This window comes from Pseudomonas sp. Pdm06, from assembly GCF_014851795.1.
GTDB lineage: Bacteria > Pseudomonadota > Gammaproteobacteria > Pseudomonadales > Pseudomonadaceae > Aquipseudomonas > Aquipseudomonas fluorescens_AA.
In genome coordinates this window covers 1-4940 of sequence record NZ_JACVAH010000032.1, presented here as the reverse complement: position 1 = coordinate 4940, position 4940 = coordinate 1, and the positions used below count along the sequence as shown (strand labels likewise).

The following is a 4940-nucleotide window of genomic DNA, read 5'->3' as shown; positions in this document are numbered from 1 at the left end:
CAGGGCTTCCAGGCCGGGGGCCGGCAGGGCGCGGCGGTCGAGCTTGCCGTTGGCGGTGAGGGGCAAGGCATCGAGGTGGACGAAGGCGCTGGGTACCATGTATTCGGGCAGGTGCTTGAGCAGGGTGTTGCGCAGTTGTTCGGCGTTGGCCGGTTCGCCGCACAGGTACGCCACCAAGCGATTGTCTTCCCGGGCAATCACGACGGCATCGGTGACACCGGCACAGCCGAGCAAGACGTTTTCGATTTCCCCCAACTCGATGCGGAATCCACGGATTTTCACCTGGAAGTCATTGCGCCCCAGGTATTCCAGTGTGCCGTCGGCCAGCCAGCGGCCGAGGTCGCCGGTCTTGTACAGGCGCGCGTTCGGTTCGCTGCTGAACGGATCGGCGATAAAACGCTCGGCACTCAGTTCCGCCCGGTTCAGGTAACCCCGGGCCACGCCGGCGCCGCCGATGTGCAGCTCACCGGCAACGCCCAACGGCGTCGGTTGGCCGTGGGTGTCAAGCACGTGCACCTGGACGTTGGCAATCGGCCGGCCAATGCTCGGGCGCTCGCCCAGGTCACGGATCAGGTCGATGGTGGCGTCTACCGTGCATTCGGTCGGGCCGTACATGTTGTAGAAGCGGATGCTCGGGCAGTTGCGCAGTTTCTCCCAGGTCGCGGCGTTGATGGCCTCGCCACCGAGCAGCACGCTCACCGGCTGGTAGCTGCTGCGTTCCAGCAAGCCGGCGGCGAGCAGGGTGTCGAGCTGCGACGGCGTGGAGTCGAAGGCGTGCACCTGGTGCTGTTCGAGGAAGTCCAGCAATTCATGGCCGCTGGCGCGGATCAGTTGCGGGATGATCACCAGCCGATGACCGGAGAACAGCTGCGCGATGCCCTTGATCGACATGTCGAAGAAGAACCCGGCATTCAGCGCCACGGTGGCTGGGCTTGGGCAATGCTGGTGGGTGGTGCGGGTCAGCACCTGCCAGAAGTTGAACACCGAGCGGTGCTCGACCATCACGCCCTTGGACTGGCCGGTGGAGCCGGAGGTGTAGATCACATAGGCCAGGTGCTCGGGCGTCAGGCCCGCGACCTGCGGGTTGGCATCAAAAGCCGCGTCATTCGCCGATCGCAGCGAATCGCTCGTGTCGAGCAACAACAGCGGTAGCTCGCCGGACGGCAGGGTAAGGGTCGATTGGGTCAACAGCGCCCGAGGCTGACTGTCCTGCAGCATGAACGCCATGCGCTCGTCCGGATGAGCTGGGTCGATGGGCACGTAGGCGGCGCCGGCCTTGAGCACGCCCAACAGGCCGACGATCATGTCCAGGCTGCGTTCGGCACAGATCGCCACGCGCTGATCGGGTTCGACGCCCAGTTCGAGCAACTGCCGAGCCAGGTGGTTGGCGCGACGGTTGAGCTGGCGGTAGGTCAGTTGTTGGTTTTCGCAGACCAGGGCCACGGCGTCGGGGTTGGCCTGGACCTGGGCTTCGAACAGGTGCTGGATCGGTTGCGCCGTGCCGAAATCCGTGGTGGTGTGGTTGAAGTCCGCCAGCAGCAATTGCCGCTCGGTGTCGGGGAGCACGTCCAGATCGCTGGCGAGGCGCTCGGGGGCTTGTTCAAGGGCTTCGACCAGCGCGGCGACGGCCTGGGCGAGGTAGGCGGCGATGCGTTGCGGGTCGATGCCGGTGATGGATTGGGCGGTCACGGAGAAGTCGTCCCCTTCATCCGCCACGGCCACTTCGATCGGGTAGTTGGTGCGCGCTTCGTTGCTCAGGAACCGCACGCCGTCCCAGGCAAGGACCTGGTCTTCGTTGGCCAGCGAGCCGCCGTCGGTCTGGTGGCGGTAGTTGAGCAGCGTGGTGAACAGCGGCAGGCCCGCGCCAACACCGCTGCAACGTTGGGCCAGGGCCAGGGAGGCCTGTTCGTGGGCGAGCAGTTCGCTGAGGTCGCGATAGGTTTCGTCCACCAGCGCACTGACGCTGAACCCGGCCAGTTGCACCCGTACCGGCAAGGTGTTGATGAACACCCCAAGGGCTCGATCGGCGCCCAGTGAACCTTGCAGGCGTCCGGCGACCACGCTGCCGAACACCACGTCGTCGCGGCCGGTGCAGCGCGCGAGCACCTGGGCCCAGGCAATATGAAACAGCACGGCCGGCGTCACCCCGGCCAGGCGCGATTGAGCGCGGATCCGCAGGTTCAGGGCCCGGTCGAGGCGCACGCTGGTCTCCACCACCTGGGCACCGTCGCCCTGGACATCCAGCACACCGAACGGTGCGGTGGGCTCCTCGATGCTGGCCAGGCGCCGGGTGAAATAGGCTTCATGGGCCTGGGGCGGCGTGGCGAGTACCTGGGCGACAAACTCCCGATAAGGCATTGGCGTCGGCAGGTGGGCGCCCTGGCCTTGCATCAACAGCTGGATTTCTTCGAGGACGATGCCCAGGGACACGTGGTCGCTGATCATGTGGTGGTCCAACAGGGCCAGCCACCAGCGTTCGGACTGCGGATCCTGGGCGATGCAGGCGCGCATCAAGGGGGCCTGTTGCAAATCCAGGCGCAGGTGGCGCGGATCGCTCAAGCGCTCCAGTTGGACGCGTGGATCCTCATCGGCCGCCAGGGTGATGGGATGGATCGGCAGCCCGGCCTGGCGCTGCACCACTTGGACCGCTTGCGGCTGTCCGACCCAATGCACGGCACTGCGCAGGATGTCGTGGCGGTCGATCACCTGTTGCAGGGCGGCGATGAAGGCATCGAGGCGCTGGCGGTCGTCGAACTCGATCATCGAGCGCACCAGATAGGCATCGCCTTCGTGCCCCAGCAGATGATGGAACAGGATGCCCTGTTGCAAGGGGGCCAGGGGGTAGATGTCCTGGATGTTCGCGGCCCCGCCGGGTACGGCGCTGACGATTCGTTCCAGGTGCGCCGGGGTCAGTTCCACCAGGGGCAACATGTCTGGTGTCAGCGCCGTGCAATCGGCCGGGATACGATTGGCCGGGGCCAGGAACAAGGCTTCATCGCTGCGACTCAGGGCCTGGGCCATTTCCCGCAGGCTGGGTGCGGTGAACACGGTGCGCACTGTGGCGCTCAGGCCATGCTGGCGCAGGCGGTCGATCAGGCTCACGGCCAGCAGCGAATGCCCGCCGAGTTCGAAGAACCGGTCATGCCGGCCGACTTTCTCGATGCCCAGCAGGTCTTGCCAGACCGTCGCGACGATCTGCTCGATCTCGCCCCGTGGGGCCTCGTAGGCCCGGCTGGCGAACGCTTCCTGGCCCGGCGCGGGCAGGGCACGGCGGTCGAGCTTGCCGTTGGGCGTCAGTGGCAGGGCCTCGAGTTGGACGAAGGCGCTAGGCACCATGTATTCGGGCAGGGCCGCCAGCAAGACGCTGCGCAAGTGCTCCACCGGCACCGGTTCACCGCACAGGTAAGCGATCAGCCGCTTGCTTTCCGATTGGCCGGGTTGGCTTTCCTGGGCCACCACCACCGCTTCACGTACACCGGCACAGCCCGCGAGGATGGCTTCGATCTCGCCCAGTTCTACGCGGAAACCGCGGATCTTCACTTGGTCGTCGTTGCGTCCCAGGTACTGCAGGGTGCCGTCTGCCAACCAGCGGCCGAGGTCACCGGTCTTGTACAGGCGCGCATCCGGGTCAGTGTTGAACGGGTCGGCGATGAAGCGTTCGGCCGTCAACGCCTGGCGGTTGAGGTAACCGCGCGCGACACCGACGCCGCCAATGTGGATCTCACCGGCGACCCCGAGCGGGACGAGGTTGCCGTTGGCATCGAGGACATGCAGTTGGGCGTTGCGCACCGGTTTGCCGATGGAGCGGAAATCGTCGTGGTCGCTTTCCATCAGGCGGATCGAGGCATTCACGGTGGCCTCGGTCGGGCCGTAGGCGTTGAACAGCGCCGGGCGATGGCCGGCGCGGGCGAACCATTGGCTCACGGCCTGTTTGCCCACCGCTTCGCCACCGATCATGAACTGGCGCAACGAAGTCGGCATTGGCACATGTTGGTCGCGGCTGACCTGTTGCCAGAACACCGTTGGCAGGTTCGCGACGGTGATCCCATATTGTTCGCACAGCGAGGCGAAGGCCGCGGTGCCGGCAATCCAGGCATCACTGCGCAGTACCAGGGTGGCGCCGGAGAGCAATGCACCAAAAATCTCCTCCACCGACATGTCGAACGTCATGGTGGCGAATTGCAGGATGCGATCACGAGGGTTGAGGCCATAGCGCTCTTGCAGGGCACCGATCTGGTTGCAGACTGAGCGGTGTTCGAGCATCACGCCTTTCGGTTTGCCTGTGGAGCCGGAGGTGTACATGACGTAGGCCAGGTGCCGGGACGTCAAGTCTTCGACCCGTGGGTTGTGGTCATCGCCTTCGCTCGTGTCGTCCAGCAACAGCTGCGTAATCGGCAATGGCGGCAGTTGTTCAACCAGGAGCCCCTGGCTGAGCAGGACCCGAGGCGAGCTGTCGCTGAGCATGTGCTGCAAGCGATCCTGCGGATAATTCGGGTCCAGCGGCACATAGGCACCGCCGGCCTTGAGGATGGCCAGGATGCCAATGATCATCTCGGGGCTGCGTTCCACCAGCAGCGCCACTCGCTCATCCGGGCGCAGGCCGGCGGCGATCAAGCGGTGGGCGATACGGTTGGCCCGGGTATTGAGTTCGGCGTAGCTGAGTCGGGTGCCCTCCGCCTGGACCGCGATGGCCTGTGGCTGGGCCTGGGCATGTTGTTCGAACCACTCATGCACCAGCCTGCCCTCGGGGAAGGGGGCGTGGGTCTGGTTGAAACCGCCGAGCAGTTGCCGGCGCTGCGTATTGTCCAGCAACGGCAGGGTCGCCAGCGGCTGCGTCGCATCGTCGAGCAGGGCGTCGAGCAGGTGCAGCAAGTGCTGGCCCCAACGGGCGATGGTGCTTTCGTCGAACAGGTCGGTAGCGTATTCGAACTGGCCGCTGA

1 protein-coding gene is annotated in these 4940 nt (G+C 65.6%); it reads right to left on the bottom strand.

What is annotated here, in order from left to right; genetic code table 11:
• Positions 1-4940 (bottom strand): non-ribosomal peptide synthetase (locus IB266_RS30360; protein WP_192264428.1); only part of this gene is annotated, 4940 nt, incomplete at both ends.